This is a genomic window from Pasteurella sp. P03HT (assembly GCF_054052285.1).
In genome coordinates, this window is sequence record NZ_JBSIUM010000008.1 from 16248 (window position 1) to 33641 (window position 17394).

Here is a 17394-nt window from a genome sequence, read left to right on the forward strand (position 1 = left end):
TTACATTATTGTTTGTTTTAACGCTGCAATAATTTTTTCGCCTTGTAAGGTATGAGCAATTAATTCAACGTTGCGTGCATTATCGGCATAGAGAATGTTGATTAATAAGTCAGCTTCGGCTAATAGACCTTGACCTTTTTCAGCCCACTCAACTAAGCATAAACAATTTGTACTGAAGTAATCACGGATTCCCATAAATTCCAGTTCTTCAGGATCACTGAGACGGTATAAATCAAAATGATAAACTGTCTTGCTGGGGAGATGATATTCTTCTACTAACGTATAAGTTGGACTCTTCACATTTCCTTGGTGACCTAATGCTTGAATGATGCCGCGACTTAATGTGGTTTTTCCCGCACCTAATTCGCCGTTTAAATAAAATGTGAGTGCATTTTGTATATTCAGCTGTTGAATCACATTAACTAGAGTTGCGCCGAATTGACACATCGCGTTTTCATCGGGGATATATTGAGTGTAGCAAGATAAGTCAGCCATAGCGTGATTAAGTTGTACCATTACATTATGTTTAAAATAGCTTGGAATTGTACCGCACTTTTATTTGATTATATAGTTCAAAAATAGATTTTCTTCAGCAGAGTCTGATGGAAACATGAAGATTAATTATAGTCAGAAATGAGAAAAATTTTGGAGCGGGAAACGAGGCTCGAACTCGCGACCCCAACCTTGGCAAGGTTGTGCTCTACCAACTGAGCTATTCCCGCATTGTAGATGTTGTGATTGGAGCGGGAAACGAGGCTCGAACTCGCGACCCCGACCTTGGCAAGGTCGTGCTCTACCAACTGAGCTATTCCCGCATCACATTATTGCTGCTGATTAACAGCGATAGGGCGGTATTATACGAAAAAATAGCTGAGGCGCAAGCCCAAAATATGAAAAAAAATGAGCTTGCTGAGATATTCAACAATTTAGTTGTTTATTCTGATTTTAAATTAATGAAATGTGTACGGTAATACGCTAATTCAGCAATGGATTCTCTAATGTCGTCTAATGCAAGATGCGTATTCTTTTTTTGAAAGCCTTTTAACACTTCGGGTTTCCAGCGGCTTGCTAATTCTTTTAATGTACTGACGTCTAAATGGCGGTAGTGAAAATAATCGGCTAATTCAGGCATATATTTAAACAAAAAGCGTTTATCTTGTGACACGCTATTACCACAAATTGGTGATACCCCTTTGGGTACCCATTTCTTTAAAAAATCGATCGTTTGTAATTCAGCCGCACGTTCAGTTAACTTACTGTTTTTTACTCGTTCAACCAAGCCATTGGCAGTATGCGTTTTAACACACCACTCACTCATTTTATTTAACAATTCATCAGATTGATGTACGGCTAAAACAGGACCTTCGGCTAGAATAGTTAAGTCTTTGTCTGTGACGATCGTTGCGATTTCAATAATACGTTCTTTTTCAGGATCTAATCCTGTCATTTCTAAGTCAATCCAAATGAGATTTTGTTTATCCAATTGCATAATGTTATCCTATAAAAATATTTTTCGTTATTTTAGCGGAAAACGTTTGAAAAAACGACCGCACTTTTTAAGGACAAGCCATTGACTAAACGTAAACTTACGCAAAATCAAAAGCGTCGTATCCAATCCAATAATGCTAAGGCATTACATCGTCATCAGCGTAAAAACACAAAAGAGATTGAATGGCAAGATGAGATGTTGGGGGAATCACAAGATGGAGTGATCGTCACACGCTATTCTATTCATGCGGATGTAGAAGACATGAACGGGGAAATTTTTCGTTGTAATTTACGTCGTACGTTATCTAATGTCGTGGTGGGGGACAATGTGATTTGGCGTAAAGGCAATGAACAGTTACAAGGTGTCAGTGGTGTGATTGAAGCCATTAAACCACGACAAAATGAAATTGCTCGTCCTGATTATTATGATGGATTAAAAGTTATTGCCGCAAATATTGATCGTATTATTATCGTTTCTGCAGTGTTGCCGACCTTATCTTTAAATATCATTGATCGCTATTTAGTAATCTGTGAAACCGCAAATATTCCCGCTGTGATTGTGGTGAATAAAGTGGATTTGCTCACGGATGCAGAGCGGGCTGTTGTAGAAGAGCAATTAACGATTTATCAACAAATTGGCTATCAAACGATTATGTTGTCGGCACAATCAGGTGAAAACATGGAAAAGTTGACCGCACTTTTATCCGAAGGAACAGCCATTTTTGTTGGTCAGTCTGGTGTCGGAAAATCAAGTTTGATTAATCATCTTTTACCCGATGTGAATGCTCAAGTCGGCGACATCAGTGAAAATTCTGGACTTGGTCAGCATACGACAACATCTTCTCGTTTATACCACTTAACACAAGGGGGAAATCTGATAGATTCGCCAGGAATACGTGAGTTTGGTCTCTGGCATTTGGAACAAGATCAGATTACGAAAGGTTATCGCGAATTTCAATATTTTTTAGGAACATGTAAATTTCGAGATTGTAAGCATTTATCCGATCCTGGCTGTGCATTACGTGAGGCGGTCAATGCTGGTAAGATCCATTCGGTGCGCTTTGAGAATTATCATCGTTTGATTGCAAGTCTCAATGAAACAAAGTCACAGCGTCATTTTGCCACAGATAATTAGTCGTTAATTGAATGTTAAGAAAGGAATAAAAAACACTCTTTTTGAGTGTTTTTTTGTGATCTTGCTCAAGTTTTTATTTGATTTACCTTGATTATTTCACTTCTAAGATTGATACTACCTACATATTTATTTTTTATCCAAAAATAAATGTAATATGCAAAAAAATAAGTGAGCCGATAACCGTGTTGCTTATTTTATTTTAATTGTTTTATTTAGAGGAAAAGATCATGTACTCAAAAGAAGTTGAAATTATTGCACCAAATGGATTACATACTCGCCCAGCTGCACAGTTTGTTAAAGAAGCCAAAGCATTTGCTTCTGATATTACCGTCACATCCGCGGGTAAAAGTGCAAGTGCAAAAAGTTTATTTAAACTACAAACTTTAGCACTAACACAGGGGACGGTTATTACGATTTCAGCTGAAGGGGAAGATGAACAAAAAGCCGTAGATCACTTAGTGGCACTCATTCCAACATTAGAATAATTTTTGTTAGCCATAATGTTTAAGATAAGACAGCATTATGGCTATTATTTTTCTTGTATCATCAAAATTTAATATATTTTGGAAGGTTATATATGATTTCAGGTATTCCCGCTTCACCAGGTATTGTTTTTGGTAAAGCATTAGTGCTTAAAGAAGAAAAAATTGTACTTGATCTGCAAAAAATCACGGAAGCTCAAATTGAAATGGAAACTGCACGTTTTTATCAGGGACGCAAAGCGGCAATTGAACAATTGAATGCTATTCGTGAACGTGCGCTTAAATCGCTTGGAGAGGAAAAGGCCGCTATTTTTGAAGGGCATTTAATGATCTTGGAAGATGAAGAATTAGAAGAAGAAATCCTAGATTATTTGCGTACGAATAAAGTAAACGCGGGCGTTGCTGCAAGTAAGATCATCGATCAACAAGTGAGTATGTTGTCTGAAATTGATGATGAATATTTAAGGGAACGAGCTGGGGATATCCGTGATATTGGTAACCGTCTAATTAAAAATATCTTAGGCATGAAAATCGTCGATTTAGGCGATATTCATGAAGAAGCGATTCTCGTAGCGTATGATTTGACCCCTTCTGAAACTGCGCAGTTGAATCTGGACAAAGTATTAGGTTTTATCACCGATATTGGAGGAAGAACGTCTCATACTTCGATTATGGCACGTTCATTGGAACTTCCAGCAATTGTTGGTACAAATAATGTCACTGAACGTGTTCGTACAGGTGATTATTTGATTCTTGATGCAGTGAATAATGCTGTTTACGTTAATCCATCACAAGAAGACATTGATCGTTTAAGAACCTTAGAACAAAAATTAGCAGAAGAAAAAACAGAATTAGCGAAGTTAAAAGATTTACCCGCCTTAACATTAGATGGACACCGTGTTGATGTTGTTGCGAATATTGGCACGATTCGTGATGTTGAAGGTGCAGATCGTAATGGTGCAGAGGGAGTAGGGTTATACCGTACCGAGTTTTTATTTATGGATCGCGACCAATTACCGAGCGAAGAAGAGCAATTTGTGGCTTATAAAGATGTAGTTGAAGCAATGCACGGTCGTTTGGTTATCTTACGGACAATGGATATTGGGGGAGATAAAGAGCTTCCTTATTTGAATTTGCCAAAAGAAATGAATCCATTTTTAGGTTGGCGTGCGATTCGTATTGCGTTGGATCGCCGTGAAATTTTAACTGCGCAATTAAGAGCTGCATTACGTGCTTCAGCATTTGGTAAATTGGCAGTTATGTTCCCGATGATTATTTCAGTAGAGGAAATTCGAGAGCTCAAAGCTGTCATTGCAACGTTAAAACAAGCTTTACGTGATGAAGGGAAAGCGTTTGATGAAGATATCCAAATCGGTGTAATGGTTGAAACGCCTTCCGCTGCAGTTAATGCAAAATTTTTAGCCAAAGAAGTGGATTTCTTTAGTATCGGTACAAATGATTTAACACAATATACTTTAGCAGTAGATCGAGGAAATGAACTGATTTCACATCTTTACAACCCAATGTCTCCTTCTGTGTTGAATTTGATTAAACAAGTGATTGATGCTTCGCATGCAGAGGGTAAATGGACTGGTATGTGTGGCGAGCTCGCAGGAGATGAAAAAGCCACAGTCTTATTATTAGGCATGGGATTAGATGAGTTTAGTATGAGTGCCATTTCTGTACCTCGCATTAAAAAGCTGATTCGTAATGTCGATTATGAAGACGCTAAAGCTTTAGCAGCTCAGGCATTACAGCTACCAACAGCAGCCGAAATTGAACAATTAGTAGAAGATTTTTTAGCTGAAAAAGCATTAAATTAGATACAAGCTGAAAATTTTACGCTAAAATATGAACACATTTACTTAGTAGGAGACTAAAATGGGTTTATTCGACAAATTATTTGGTTCAAAAGACAAGAAAGCTGTTGAAGTGGAAATTTTTGCTCCACTTTCTGGTGAGATTGTAAACATTGAAGATGTACCAGATGTTGTATTTTCTGAGAAAATTGTTGGTGACGGTGTCGCAGTGCGCCCTACTGGCAATAAAATGGTTGCTCCTGTCGATGGCGTCATTGGTAAAATTTTTGAAACGAATCATGCCTTTTCAATGGAATCAAAAGATGGCGTAGAATTGTTTGTTCACTTTGGTATCGATACAGTTGAATTAAAAGGTGAAGGTTTTAGACGTATAGCACAAGAAGGTCAAACTGTGAAGCGCGGTGATACGGTGATTGAGTTTGATTTAGAGGTCCTTGAAGCAAAAGCAAAATCAGTGCTTACACCTGTTGTGATTTCAAATATGGATGAAATTAGTAGCATTGATAAAAAAGCAGGTGAAGTCATTGCTGGCGAATCTGTTGTGTTAGTCTTGAAAAAATAAGTGATAAAAATTAAATAGAAAGTCTGTTTCATTGAAGCAGACTTTTTTATTATCTGTCTTTGTTTTTTATCATATCTACTTCGCCATTTTCATGAATTCTTTTCATTATCTTTATGATTGTTAAAGATTCTTTTTTAAGTTTTCCCAGTTTATTCTTTCTATGATTTACTCTTCACATCTGGAAACAAGATACAGTAAAATATGAGAATAATTTTTATTTCCTTTTATTTGCTGTTTATCATTAAATTTGTTTTAGATTCTTATGTATTTAAAGGGCTTGCTTTGAGAGATAACTGGTACCTCAAAAGTGTTCTTTTTTGTATTTTGTGAGAGAAATCACTATCTTTCTCTAAAAAAATCTAATAATATTTACAAAATTTGTTAAAAATTTGTGAAGTGGCTTTTTCTCAGTGGCGGCTACACAAATTGTATTTAATTTTACTATTCTAGTTATTAATTCATCGTTTAATCTATGACAAGATTAAGCTTACTTTTAACTTAACAAAATAAGGAAAAGACTATGTCAGATATGTTAAAGAATGACGTAGATCCAGTCGAAACTAATGATTGGTTGTTAGCTATTGATGCGGTCATTCGTGAAGAGGGTGTGGAAAGAGCACAGTTCATTATTGAACAATTAATGCAACATGCTCGCGCAAATAACGTTTCTTTACCTACTGGTATCACCACTGACTATATCAACACAATTCCCGCTTCTGAAGAACCTAATTATCCAGGCAACCTTGACTTAGAAAGACGTATCCGTGGCGCAATTCGCTGGAATGCAATCATGATGGTATTACGTGCTTCGAAAAAAGATTTGGAATTAGGTGGTCATATGTCTTCTTTCCAATCTTCCGCAACTATTTATGAGGTATGTTTCAACCACTTCTTTAAAGCTCGTTCAGAGAAAAATGGCGGCGACTTAGTGTTCTTCCAAGGTCATATTTCACCAGGAATTTATGCTCGTGCATTCTTAGAAGGTCGTTTAACTGAAGAACAAATGGATAATTTCCGTCAAGAAGTTCACGGTAAAGGGCTTTCTTCTTATCCTCACCCGAAATTAATGCCTGAATTTTGGCAATTCCCAACGGTATCAATGGGTCTTGGACCTCTGAACGCAATCTATCAAGCACGTTTCTTAAAATACTTACACAACCGTGGCTTAAAAGATACGACTGATCAAACAGTGTATGCGTTCTTAGGTGATGGTGAGATGGACGAAGTGGAATCACGTGGTGCAATTTCAGTTGCTGCTCGTGAGAAATTAGACAACTTAGTATTCGTCATCAACTGTAACTTACAACGTTTAGATGGTCCTGTAACGGGTAACGGTAAAATCATTCAAGAATTAGAAGGTTTATTCAACGGTGCTGGTTGGGAAGTGATTAAAGTTATCTGGGGTCGTCGTTGGGATCGTCTATTACAACGTGATACTTCAGGTAAATTATTACAATTAATGATGGAAGTTGTTGATGGTGACTACCAAACAATGAAATCAAAAGATGGTGCTTACGTTCGTAAACACTTCTTCGGTCGTTACCCTGAAACTGAAGCACTCGTGGCTGAAATGACAGATGATGAAATCTGGGCATTAAACCGTGGTGGTCACGATCCATTGAAAGTCTTTGCTGCATTTAACAAAGCAAAACAAGTTAAAGGTAAACCAGTTGTTTTACTTGTTAAAACAATCAAAGGTTATGGTATGGGGGATGCCGCAGAAGGTAAAAACATTGCTCACCAAGTTAAGAAAATGGATATGTCAGGTGTTAGACACGTTCGTGATCGTTTCAACGTGGATGTCTCTGATGCAGATATTGAAAACTTACCATATATCAAGTTTGCAGAAGGTTCTGAAGAGTACAAATATCTTCATGAACGTCGTCAAGCATTACAAGGTTACTTACCAAGCCGTTTACCACGCTTTACTGAACAATTAGACGTGCCAGAATTAGAAGAGTTTGCGCAATTATTTGAAGCTCAATCTCGTCCAATTTCAACAACAATGGCATTCGTTCGTTCATTAAACGTATTATTGAAAAACAAATCTGTAGGTAAACGTATCGTTCCAATTCTTGCGGATGAAGCACGTACATTCGGTATGGAAGGTTTATTCCGTCAAATCGGTATTTACAATCCATATGGTCAAAACTATATCCCACAAGACCGTGAACAAGTTTCTTACTATCGTGAAGCAATTGATGGTCAAGTCTTACAAGAAGGTATCAATGAGCAAGGTGCAACTGCGTCTTGGTTAGCCGCGGCGACTTCATACTCAACAAATGACTTCCCAATGATCCCATTCTATGTGTACTACTCAATGTTTGGTTTCCAACGTATTGGTGACTTAATGTGGGCTGCGGGTGACCAACAAGCACGCGGCTTTATGATCGGTGGTACATCAGGTCGTACAACATTGAACGGTGAAGGTTTACAACACGAAGATGGTCACAGCCATATTCAATCATTAACGATTCCAAACTGTGTTTCTTATGACCCAGCATTTGCATTCGAAGTTGCAGTCATTATGCAAGACGGTGTACGTCGTATGTACGGTCCAACACAAGAGAACGTTTACTACTACATCACAACCTTGAACGAAACTTACGATCAACCAGCAATGCCAAAAGGTGCTGAAGAAGGTATCCGTAAGGGTATCTATAAATTTGAAACCGTAACAGGCCAAGGTAAAGGTAAAGTTCAGTTATTAGGTTCTGGTGCGATTTTACGTCATGTTCGTGAAGCTGCTCAATTATTAGCAAATGACTTCGGCGTCACTTCAGATGTGTACAGCGTACCATCATTCACTGAAGTGGCTCGTGAAGGTGCTGATGCAGATCGTTGGAACTTATTACACCCAGAAGCAGAAGCGCGTGTACCTTACATTGCTCAAGTAATGAATGATGCACCAGCAGTTGCTGCAACTGACTATATGAAACTCTTCGCAGAACAAGTTCGCGCGTATGTACCAGCTGCAAGCTATCGTGTATTAGGTACTGACGGTTTCGGTCGTTCAGATAGCCGTGAGAACTTACGTGAACACTTTGAAGTAGATGCTCGTTATGTTGCAATCGCGGCATTATCTGAGTTAGCGAAACAAGGTACTATCGAGAAGAAAGTGGTTGCAGAAGCAATTGCTAAATACGGTATTGATGCAGATAAAGTGAACCCACTTTACGCCTAATTTACGATTAACATTCCTCGCTCCCTAAATTTAGGGAGCGTTTTTAGGAATGACTGGAGGATGAAATAAATGTCAAAACAAATTCAAGTGCCAGATATTGGTGGTGATGAAGTTACCGTTACAGAAGTAATGGTAAAAGCTGGTGATACAGTTGCAGTAGATCAAAGCGTAATCAATGTAGAAGGTGATAAAGCTTCAATGGAAGTCCCTTCTCCAGAAGCGGGCGTGATCAAAGAAGTTTTAGTTAAAGTGGGTGATAAAGTTTCTACTGGCTCACCAATGTTTGTATTAGAAGCGGGCGATGCAAAACCTGCAGAAGCACCAAAAGCAGAAGCACCAAAAGCAGAAGCCGCTCCAGCACCAGCTGCGGCGCCAGCAGCAAGCGCAGTGGTTGAAGTTCACGTACCTGATATTGGTGGCGATGAAGTTAACGTCACTGAAATTATGGTGAAAGTCGGTGACAAAGTTGAAGTTGAACAATCGATCATCAATGTAGAAGGTGATAAAGCGTCAATGGAAGTTCCAGCACCCATCGCAGGTGTCGTAAAAGAAATTTTAATCAAAGTCGGTGATAAAGTTTCAACAGGTTCATTAATTATGAAATTTGAAACTGGTGCAGCACCTGCAGCATCAGCTCCGGCACAAGCAGCGGCAGCTCCAGCAGCACCTGCACAAAGTGCGGTTAAAGATGTTAATGTTCCAGATATCGGTGGCGATGAAGTAAACGTAACCGAAATTATGGTAAAAGTAGGTGATACGATCACTGAGGAACAATCATTAATTACTGTTGAAGGCGATAAAGCGTCAATGGAAGTCCCAGCTCCATTCGGTGGCGTGGTGAAAGAAATTTTAGTGAAGTCAGGTGATAAAGTATCAACGGGTTCATTAATTATGCGCTTTGAAGTTGCTGGTGCAGCACCTACAGCGGCAGCCGCTCCATCTCCGGCACAAGCAGCGCCAGCTTCACAAGCTTCACAAGCTTCTGCGCCAGCACCAGTTGCAGCAACAGCGCCAGCGGGTGATGCGGAAGTGACGGGTAGCACAGTATTTGCTTATGCAACACCAGTTGTTCGTCGCTTAGCACGTGAATTCGGTGTTAACTTAGATAAAGTTAAAGGTACTGGTCGTAAAGGTCGTATCTTAAAAGAAGACGTTCAAGCCTATGTGAAAGCAGCAATCAAGGCTGTTGAATCTGGTTCAGTATCTGCAGCACCTGCATCAAACGGTGTCGCAAATGGTGCTGGTTTAGGCTTATTACCTTGGCCGAAAGTAGATTTCAGCAAATTTGGTGAAGTTGAAGAAGTTGAATTAACACGTATCAACAAGATTTCAGGTGCGAACTTACATCGTAACTGGGTCATGATTCCACACGTAACTCACTTCGATCGCGCTGATATCACGGATTTAGAACAATTCCGTAAAGAACAAAACGTACTTGCAGAGAAACAAAAACTTGGCGTGAAAATCACTCCAGTAGTATTCATTATGAAAGCGGCTGCGAAAGCATTAGAAGCGTATCCACGTTTCAACAGTTCGATCTCTGAAGACGGTCAACGTTTAACCTTGAAAAAATATGTGAACATCGGTGTGGCTGTTGATACACCAAACGGCTTAGTTGTGCCTGTATTTAAAGATGTAAACAAAAAAGGCATTATCGAACTTTCTCGTGAATTAATGGAAGTATCGAAAAAAGCGCGCGATGGTAAATTAACTGCTTCAGATATGCAAGGTGGCTGTTTCACTATTTCAAGTTTAGGTGGCCTAGGTACAACTCACTTCGCGCCAATTGTAAATGCGCCAGAAGTGGCTATCTTAGGGGTATCTAAGTCTGAAATGGCTCCAGTTTGGAATGGTAAAGAATTCACTCCACGTTTAATGTTGCCATTATCGTTATCTTTCGACCACCGTGTAATTGACGGTGCAGACGGTGCACGTTTCATTAGCTATATCAATGGCGTGTTATCAGATCTTCGTCGTTTAATCATGTAATCCCCTTATCCGTTCAGGTATAAACTGGACGGATAGTATTTATCAGCCAAGTGTGATGGAAAGTGCGGTTAAAAATCGCAAAATTTCAACGTACATCACATTGTTTAACGAGGTTAAAATGAATAAAGAAATTAAAACTCAGGTTGTAGTATTAGGTGCGGGTCCAGCAGGTTATTCAGCAGCATTCCGTTGTGCAGACTTAGGTTTAGAAACCGTGATTGTTGAACGTTATTCAACGTTAGGTGGTGTGTGTTTAAACGTAGGTTGTATTCCATCTAAAGCGTTATTGCACGTAGCAAAAGTGATTGAAGAAGCAAAAGCCCTTGCTGAGCACGGTATTGTTTTTGGTGAACCAAGTACTGATGTCAATAAAATCCGTGGTTGGAAAGAAAAAGTGATCGGTCAATTGACGGGTGGCTTAGCGGGTATGGCAAAACAGCGTAAAGTTCAAGTAGTAAATGGTTATGGTAAATTCTCTGGTCCTAACACGATTATCGTTGCAGGTGAAGAAGGTGAAACCACAATCAAATTTGATAATGCTATTATTGCGGCAGGTTCACGTCCAATTCAGTTACCATTCATTCCACATGAAGATCCACGTATTTGGGATTCAACCGATGCACTTAAATTAAAAGAAGTGCCTGAGAACCTATTAATTATGGGTGGTGGCATTATCGGTCTTGAAATGGGGACTGTTTACCACGCATTAGGTTCTAAAATTGATGTAGTAGAAATGTTTGACCAAGTTATTCCAGCTGCGGATAAAGATATGGTTCAAATCTACACCAAACGTGTATCTAAAAAATTCAATTTATTACTAGAAACTAAAGTCACTGCAGTTGAAGCAAAAGAAGATGGTATTCATGTTTCAATGGAAGGTAAAGCGGGAACTGAAACTCGCCGTTATGATGCCGTACTTGTTGCGATTGGTCGTGTACCAAACGGTAAATTAATCGATGCTGGTGTAGCGGGTGTTGAAGTTGACGATCGTGGTTTCATCCGTACAGACAAACAAATGCGTACAAACGTGCCACATATCTTCGCGATCGGCGATATCGTTGGTCAACCAATGTTAGCACACAAAGGGGTTCACGAAGGTCACGTTGCAGCAGAAGTGATTGCTGGAATGAAACATTACTTCGATCCAAAAGTGATCCCTTCAATTGCTTATACTGAACCAGAAGTGGCTTGGGTGGGTAAAACTGAGAAAGAATGTAAAGCGGAAGGTATTAACTACGAAGTGGCTAAATTCCCTTGGGCTGCTTCAGGTCGTGCCATTGCCTCTGACTGTGCAGATGGTATGACGAAGTTAATCTTCGATAAAGATACTCACCGTGTCATTGGTGGCGCAATCGTTGGTACTAACGGTGGTGAATTGTTAGGTGAAATCGGTCTTGCGATCGAAATGGGTTGTGATGCAGAAGATTTAGCATTAACTATCCACGCTCACCCTACATTACACGAATCAGTTGGTTTAGCAGCAGAAGTATTTGAAGGTTCAATTACGGACTTACCAAACGCAAAAGCGAAGAAAAAATAAGTCATTTTGATAATTAAATTGAATACCGCACGTTATTGTGCGGTATTTTTTTGTGTCAAAAAAGACAAGTGATGTACCTGATGTTCGTCCAGAATTGAATACATTCACTGGAAAGAGCGAAAAGTGCGGTTCATTTTATTCATGTTTTAACCGCACATGTATTTGATATTAAGCAGCAAAACGCATTTTGCTTTTAGGTTTGATTTGGTGAATGGTATTGGTTACAGTTCCAATAATTGAGAGGGATAACCAATTGTCTGTTTTTATAGTAGCTTGCTTTGAGTCAAGTGAGAGAAAAATAAATTGATTATCTTGATATGCAATAAATTCATAAATATGAAATTGTTCTTGTTGTGCTATGACGATCAAATCACCAATTGAGAGACTCTCATTTTTTTCCACTACCAGCATATCATCGACTTCAATTCCCCAAGCTAATAGATTTGGGTTAGTCACGCGAATGAAACAGGTTTGTTGAGGTCGTTTCACACAATATAAATTCAGATCAAGCTTTTTACTAAAATTAAAGCGGGAATGCTGAATATCATCATAAAGTGGCATAGGACGATAAGACAACACATTGTCATTTTGCGCAACAGTATTATTAGCGTAATTCATCATAGACCTCATTTACTTAACTGGTTATTTATACAGTTTAACTATACTGTGGTTATATACAGTTTGTCAAGTGCCATTTGTACTGTTTTGAAATAAAATCACACAAAATTTGTTTGTTAATTGTTCTTTTTGTTGGTTTTGAATGCTTTTTTTGAATGTTTTTTATTTAAAAAAGCAGGTGTGAAATAATATATTTTCTAACGATGAAAGGCTTATTTTTAATAGGTAAGGGTTAATTTCGTAAAAATAGCAAATTTAATATTTTATTTAAGTAAAAAGTAGGCTATCTTTAGCGCTGTTAGGGGGATCAAGTCTTTGATCTAAGTATTTACAACACGTGCATTTGCACAATATTACGTGATTTAATTATGAACACATCTCGTTTATTTAGCTTATTTTTTCAAGGGAACTTGGTTAAGCGTATTTTTATTGGTCTTGTTTTGGGACTTATCGTTGCATTGATTACACCATCGTTACAAAGTACACTCGGCTTTAACTTAGCCGAAAAAGTTGGGGTATTAGGTACGATTTTTGTACGCTCATTACGCGCAGTTGCGCCAATTTTAATTTTTGTGTTAGTAATGGCAGCCATTGCGAATAAGAAAATCGGCACAAAAAGCAATATGAAGTCTATCGTTGTATTATATCTTTTAGGGACATTTTTAGCCGCTTTGACTGCCGTGATTGCAGGTTTCTTATTCCCAAGTGAAGTGGCTTTAGCCACAAAAGAAGACATGACTTCTGCTCCACAAGGCGTTGGGCAAGTCTTATTAACGTTAGTTTTTAATGTGGTGGATAACCCATTAAATGCGTTATTTAAGGCAAATTTCATTGGGGTATTAGCTTGGTCTATTGGTTTAGGTTTGGCTTTACGCCACGCTTCTGAAAGTACGAAAGTCATGGTGGCGGATCTCGCTGAAGCTGTGTCAAAAATTGTTTATGTGATTATTGCGTTTGCACCGATTGGGGTATTTGGTTTAGTGAGTGAAACCTTGGCTGATAAAGGTCTAGCTGCATTAGGCGGTTATGTACACTTATTAACCGTGTTAATCGGCTCAATGGTATTTGTGGCTTTTGTGATCAATCCAATTTTGGTTTATTGGAAAATTCGCCGCAACCCGTATCCATTAGTTTGGACGTGTGTACGTGAAAGCGGTGTTACTGCGTTCTTTACACGTAGTTCTGCAGCAAATATTCCCGTAAATATCAATCTTGCAAAACGTTTAAATTTAGATGAAGAGACTTATTCTGTTTCTATTCCATTGGGTGCAACGATCAATATGGCTGGCGCGGCGATTACTGTGACTATTTTAACTTTAGCTGCAGTACATACTTTAAATATTGAAGTGTCATTTTTTAGTGCCCTATTGCTAAGCGTTGTCGCAAGTGTTTGTGCTTGTGGTGCATCAGGTGTTGCGGGTGGATCATTATTATTAATTCCATTAGCTTGTAGTTTATTTGGTATCTCTGATGATGTGGCGGCGCAGATGATTGGCGTTGGCTTTATTATTGGCATCTTACAAGATTCAACTGAAACGGCTTTAAACTCATCCACTGATGTACTCTTTACTGCAGCAGCTTGTATCGCAGAAGAAAATAAACAGGCTTAATCATTATTGTTTACAGTTAAAAGCGGATAAAATATCCGCTTTTTTTATACCGATAAATGAGCTCGGTGATGAGATATCGAGAACAACAAGGTAATGACATCCTAGATTCTTCACCCTTAAAATGAATCAGAGATTGCCTACACCTGTAAATTCTATTCCATCATTCTCAAGTTGATGGTTCAATAAGTTGCTTGGATGACGCATATATTTGAATTGATTGCGGAATCTAGGCAATATTCTTATATACAAAGTGCGCGTGAATTTGTTAGACTTTTGTGTGAATTTAACGCATTTAGGAGGATGAATAATGGACTTTATTGATGGTTTACCTATCGCTACAATTTTTTTTATTGTATTAGTGATTGTGGTGTTATATTCAACGCTTAAAACGGTACCACAAGGGTATCATTGGACAATTGAACGGTTTGGTCGTTATACACGAACGTTAACACCGGGCTTAAATTTTGTGGTGCCCTTTATTGATCGTGTTGGGCGTCGAATCAATATGATGGAACAAGTGCTGGATATTCCTTCTCAAGAAGTGATCTCAAAAGATAATGCTAACGTATCGATTGATGCGGTATGTTTTGTGCAAGTGATTGATGCACGTAATGCCGCTTATGAAGTCAATCATTTAGAACAAGCGATCATCAATTTAACAATGACGAATATTCGTACTGTACTCGGTTCCATGGAATTAGATGAAATGTTATCGCAACGTGACTCGATCAATAGTCGCTTATTATCGATTGTTGATGAGGCCACAAACCCTTGGGGGATCAAAGTAACACGTATTGAGATTCGTGATGTTCGTCCACCACAAGAATTGATTGCAGCCATGAACGCACAAATGAAAGCAGAACGTAACAAACGTGCTGATATTTTAGAAGCAGAAGGGGTGCGTCAAGCAGAAATTCTACGTGCAGAAGGGGATAAACAGGCGCGTATCTTAAAAGCAGAAGGGGAGCGCCAAGAGGCGTTCTTGCAAGCAGAGGCTCGTGAGCGTGCGGCAGAAGCGGAGGCCCGCGCGACGCAAATGGTTTCAGAGGCGATTGCGAGTGGTGATACGAAAGCAATTAACTACTTTATTGCACAAAAATATACCGAAGCGCTTAAAGAAATTGGTGGATCAGAAAACAGTAAAGTGGTGTTAATGCCATTAGAAGCCGGGAATTTAATTGGTTCTATTGCGGGAATTGCCGAATTGCTAAAAGGCGAGAAAAAGCCTAATTAATCGAGAAAAGTGAGGTTGATGATGGAATGGTTGTCCAATTGGAGTCTGTGGCATTGGCTCATTTTAGGTTTTGTACTGCTAATCGCGGAATTGGTTTTACCTGGTGTATTTTTACTTTGGTGGGGACTTGCTGCAATTGTGATTGCAGGTGTGATGGCGATATTTCCAAGCTTATCTTTAACCGCGCTTTCCATTAGTTATGCTGTATTGGCATTGATTCTTAGCGTAGCATGGTGGAAATATCAGCATAGTAAAGACAAAGTCGATCAGTCTCATTCTTCTCTAAATCAACGTGATCACGCGATGCTTGGTGTGAAAGGAACGGTACAAGAAATTGCCGCAAATGGTATTGGACGCGGTCATTTTGGCGATACCACTTGGCGTATTCATGGGCATCACCTTGTCGTGGGTGATGTCATTGAAGTGGAACGCGTTGAAGGGATTACATTACACGTGAAAAAAGTGAATTAAACATGATGAATCATCTGATTATCTTTGCGCATCCAAATACACAGACTAGTTTTAATCGTGCGATATTGGATGCGGTTGTACAAGCGAGTCAACAACAAAATGTACAGACGGTAATACGTGATTTGTACACGCTTAATTTCAATCCCGTGTTATCTTGGGAGGAAATGCAGGCAGTCTATCAAGGTATTGTGCCTGCTGAGGTGAAATTTGAGCATCAACTTATTCAACAGGCAGATTTGATCACGTTGGTTTATCCTGTGTGGTGGATGGGGTTTCCTGCGATTTTGAAAGGTTACTTAGATCGTGTATTAAGTTACGGATTTGCTTATAAAATGGGTGAAAATGGACAATCTGTTGGCTTATTAGGTGATAAAAAAATGCAACAATTTATCACTATAGGCAATAATGTAGAGAATTATCAAGGGTTGGGCTTTACTCAATCTTTGAAAGATTGTTTAGTGGACGGCTTATTTAATTATTGTGGTGTGACAGATATTCAACATGAATTTTTAGGTGATATTCACATCATTGATGATGCCGCTCGCCAAGCCATGTTGCAGAGCGTCATTGAAAAAACACAGCAAAATTTGACCGCACTTTTCGCAAGAAATCTTTTAGAGAAAAAGCATGACAACTGAGAATCAATTAAATCACTTTTCTATGATTAGCCGCCTTTTCGGCAATTTATTTTATCGTTCACCTTGTGATCCTATTTTGGTCAATGTATTTGCGTGGCTACAACAAAAAGGTCTAACTTCACTTTGGGCATTAGACACAGATACACAAAGCCAACAAGCGATTGATAGCGTACAAATGCCGTTAGATTTGACCGCACTTGATAAAGAATATCAAAAGTTATTTGGTGGTGAGAATCCACAAATTAGCCCTAAAATTAGCGCCTATGGTGTTGATGTTGATGCATTTGTGAACTTCAGAAAAACGCGTGGAATGCCTGAAGTGGAAAGTGCGGATCATTTTGCGTTACTTTTATTAACCACTTCTTGGATTGAAGACAATTTAGATTCAGTTGCAGCACAGCACGAGTTTTTTGAGAAATTTTTATTGCCTTGTGCCAGCAAGTTTCTTACACAGGTCGAAAGCAACGCGACCTTACCGTTCTATCGTTCATTAGCGTTATTGTCGAAAGAAATTTTGGCGGCAATGGCGGATGAATTGGAAGAGGAAAGTGCCATTAATGCAGAATAACCCAAGGGAATCATGAGAACAAAAAAGCAGAGGTAAACATCTGCTTTTTTGTTAC

15 protein-coding genes and 2 tRNA genes are annotated in these 17394 nt (G+C 38.9%); 12 read left to right on the top strand and 5 right to left on the bottom strand.

What is annotated here, in order from left to right; all coding sequences use genetic code 11:
- The 4 genes from tsaE to orn all read right to left on the bottom strand — a co-directional run bounded on the left by tsaE (position 1) and on the right by orn (position 1489).
- On the bottom strand, positions 1–495 hold the full coding sequence (gene tsaE / locus ACWIT3_RS07575; protein WP_457162218.1) for a tRNA (adenosine(37)-N6)-threonylcarbamoyltransferase complex ATPase subunit type 1 TsaE: 495 nt from the start codon (positions 493–495) through the stop codon (positions 1–3).
- Between the two features lie 151 nt (positions 496–646).
- A tRNA-Gly gene (locus tag ACWIT3_RS07580) sits at positions 647–722 on the bottom strand.
- Positions 723–739: 17 nt separating this feature from the next.
- Positions 740–815: transfer RNA gene (locus tag ACWIT3_RS07585), tRNA-Gly, on the bottom strand.
- Between the two features lie 119 nt (positions 816–934).
- A complete protein-coding gene (gene orn, locus ACWIT3_RS07590) occupies positions 935–1489 on the bottom strand; it encodes an oligoribonuclease (RefSeq protein ID WP_457162138.1) in 555 nt (184 codons plus the stop codon).
- A gap of 81 nt (positions 1490–1570) precedes the next feature.
- Between orn and rsgA the strand changes: the two genes are divergently transcribed.
- From rsgA to lpdA, 7 genes are all read left to right on the top strand, one after another.
- Complete coding sequence (gene rsgA / locus ACWIT3_RS07595) at positions 1571–2623, top strand: small ribosomal subunit biogenesis GTPase RsgA (protein ID WP_457162139.1); 1053 nt, start codon at positions 1571–1573, stop codon at positions 2621–2623.
- Between the two features lie 227 nt (positions 2624–2850).
- On the top strand, positions 2851–3108 hold the full coding sequence (gene ptsH, locus ACWIT3_RS07600) for a phosphocarrier protein Hpr (protein WP_046339968.1): 258 nt from the start codon (positions 2851–2853) through the stop codon (positions 3106–3108).
- 92 nt (positions 3109–3200) lie between these two features.
- Positions 3201–4928 carry a phosphoenolpyruvate-protein phosphotransferase PtsI gene (ptsI, locus tag ACWIT3_RS07605; RefSeq protein WP_457162140.1) on the top strand — a complete coding sequence of 576 codons (1728 nt, stop codon included), beginning with the start codon at positions 3201–3203 and terminating at the stop codon, positions 4926–4928.
- Positions 4929–4986: 58 nt separating this feature from the next.
- Positions 4987–5487 carry a PTS glucose transporter subunit IIA gene (crr, locus tag ACWIT3_RS07610; RefSeq protein WP_457162141.1) on the top strand — a complete coding sequence of 167 codons (501 nt, stop codon included), beginning with the start codon at positions 4987–4989 and terminating at the stop codon, positions 5485–5487.
- 520 nt (positions 5488–6007) lie between these two features.
- Positions 6008–8671 (top strand): pyruvate dehydrogenase (acetyl-transferring), homodimeric type, encoded by a 2664-nt coding sequence (gene aceE, locus ACWIT3_RS07615; RefSeq protein ID WP_457162142.1) that lies wholly within the window; start codon positions 6008–6010, stop codon positions 8669–8671.
- A gap of 69 nt (positions 8672–8740) precedes the next feature.
- Positions 8741–10660 (top strand): pyruvate dehydrogenase complex dihydrolipoyllysine-residue acetyltransferase, encoded by a 1920-nt coding sequence (gene aceF, locus ACWIT3_RS07620; protein ID WP_457162143.1) that lies wholly within the window; start codon positions 8741–8743, stop codon positions 10658–10660.
- A gap of 118 nt (positions 10661–10778) precedes the next feature.
- The gene (lpdA, locus tag ACWIT3_RS07625) at positions 10779–12200 is read left to right on the top strand and encodes a dihydrolipoyl dehydrogenase (RefSeq protein ID WP_457162144.1); all 1422 of its coding nucleotides are present in this window, start codon (positions 10779–10781) and stop codon (positions 12198–12200) included.
- A 168-nt stretch (positions 12201–12368) separates the two neighbouring features.
- Here the strand turns inward: lpdA and ACWIT3_RS07630 are convergent, their stop codons facing one another.
- Complete coding sequence (locus ACWIT3_RS07630; RefSeq protein ID WP_457162219.1) at positions 12369–12818, bottom strand: S24 family peptidase; 450 nt, start codon at positions 12816–12818, stop codon at positions 12369–12371.
- Positions 12819–13186: 368 nt separating this feature from the next.
- Here ACWIT3_RS07630 and sstT point away from each other — a divergent pair, with 368 nt between their 5' ends.
- The 5 genes from sstT (at position 13187) to ACWIT3_RS07655 (ending at position 17339) form a co-directional block, all read left to right on the top strand.
- On the top strand, positions 13187–14428 hold the full coding sequence (gene sstT / locus ACWIT3_RS07635) for a serine/threonine transporter SstT (protein WP_457162145.1): 1242 nt from the start codon (positions 13187–13189) through the stop codon (positions 14426–14428).
- Between the two features lie 307 nt (positions 14429–14735).
- Positions 14736–15662: an SPFH domain-containing protein gene (locus ACWIT3_RS07640; RefSeq protein WP_457162146.1), complete on the top strand. Its 927-nt coding sequence runs from the start codon at positions 14736–14738 to the stop codon at positions 15660–15662.
- Positions 15663–15683: 21 nt separating this feature from the next.
- Positions 15684–16133 carry an NfeD family protein gene (locus ACWIT3_RS07645; RefSeq protein ID WP_457162220.1) on the top strand — a complete coding sequence of 150 codons (450 nt, stop codon included), beginning with the start codon at positions 15684–15686 and terminating at the stop codon, positions 16131–16133.
- Between the two features lie 5 nt (positions 16134–16138).
- Positions 16139–16771, top strand: coding sequence for an NAD(P)H-dependent oxidoreductase (locus ACWIT3_RS07650; protein WP_457162221.1), 633 nt, complete (start codon positions 16139–16141; stop codon positions 16769–16771).
- Positions 16761–17339 (top strand): TorD/DmsD family molecular chaperone, encoded by a 579-nt coding sequence (locus ACWIT3_RS07655; protein WP_457162147.1) that lies wholly within the window; start codon positions 16761–16763, stop codon positions 17337–17339. Before ACWIT3_RS07650 ends, ACWIT3_RS07655 begins: the two co-directional genes overlap by 11 nt.
- The last annotated feature ends 55 nt before the right edge of the window (positions 17340–17394 follow it).

Coding starts and splice junctions, on each gene's coding strand:
- tsaE (WP_457162218.1), bottom strand. CDS start 495: ATGGCTGACTTATCTTGCTACACTCAATATATCCCCGATGAAAACGCG.
- orn (WP_457162138.1), bottom strand. CDS start 1,489: ATGCAATTGGATAAACAAAATCTCATTTGGATTGACTTAGAAATGACA.
- ptsH (WP_046339968.1), top strand. CDS start 2,851: ATGTACTCAAAAGAAGTTGAAATTATTGCACCAAATGGATTACATACT.
- ptsI (WP_457162140.1), top strand. CDS start 3,201: ATGATTTCAGGTATTCCCGCTTCACCAGGTATTGTTTTTGGTAAAGCA.
- crr (WP_457162141.1), top strand. CDS start 4,987: ATGGGTTTATTCGACAAATTATTTGGTTCAAAAGACAAGAAAGCTGTT.
- aceE (WP_457162142.1), top strand. CDS start 6,008: ATGTCAGATATGTTAAAGAATGACGTAGATCCAGTCGAAACTAATGAT.
- aceF (WP_457162143.1), top strand. CDS start 8,741: ATGTCAAAACAAATTCAAGTGCCAGATATTGGTGGTGATGAAGTTACC.
- lpdA (WP_457162144.1), top strand. CDS start 10,779: ATGAATAAAGAAATTAAAACTCAGGTTGTAGTATTAGGTGCGGGTCCA.
- ACWIT3_RS07630 (WP_457162219.1), bottom strand. CDS start 12,818: ATGAATTACGCTAATAATACTGTTGCGCAAAATGACAATGTGTTGTCT.
- sstT (WP_457162145.1), top strand. CDS start 13,187: ATGAACACATCTCGTTTATTTAGCTTATTTTTTCAAGGGAACTTGGTT.
- ACWIT3_RS07640 (WP_457162146.1), top strand. CDS start 14,736: ATGGACTTTATTGATGGTTTACCTATCGCTACAATTTTTTTTATTGTA.
- ACWIT3_RS07645 (WP_457162220.1), top strand. CDS start 15,684: ATGGAATGGTTGTCCAATTGGAGTCTGTGGCATTGGCTCATTTTAGGT.
- ACWIT3_RS07650 (WP_457162221.1), top strand. CDS start 16,139: ATGAATCATCTGATTATCTTTGCGCATCCAAATACACAGACTAGTTTT.
- ACWIT3_RS07655 (WP_457162147.1), top strand. CDS start 16,761: ATGACAACTGAGAATCAATTAAATCACTTTTCTATGATTAGCCGCCTT.